Source organism: Neisseria sp. P0008.S010 (assembly GCF_051962715.1).
Taxonomy (GTDB): domain Bacteria; phylum Pseudomonadota; class Gammaproteobacteria; order Burkholderiales; family Neisseriaceae; genus Neisseria; species Neisseria elongata.
On record NZ_JBQCVA010000206.1, the window covers coordinates 1 to 352 of the forward strand.

The 352-nt window shown below is 52.3% G+C and carries 1 rRNA gene; it reads left to right on the forward strand.

The features are described from left to right. A 16S ribosomal RNA gene (locus ACTHSL_RS13240) occupies positions 1-352 on the forward strand; the annotation flags it as partial.

Consider the following 352-nt stretch of genomic DNA (forward strand, 5'->3'; position numbering starts at 1 on the left):
CGAGTGGTGGATGACGGTACCGTAAGAAGAAGCACCGGCTAACTACGTGCCAGCAGCCGCGGTAATACAGAGGGTGCGAGCGTTAATCGGAATCACTGGGCGTAAAGGGTGCGTAGGTGGTAATGTAAGTGTGATGTGAAATCCCTGGGCTTAACCTGGGAATGGCATCGCAAACTGTGTTACTAGAGTACAGGAGAGGTAAGTGGAATTTCCGGTGTAGCAGTGAAATGCGTAGAGATCGGAAGGAACACCAGAGGCGAAGGCGGCTTACTGGCCTGCTACTGACACTGAGGCACGAAAGCGTGGGGAGCAAACAGGATTAGATACCCGAGTAGTCCTGTCTCTTATACAC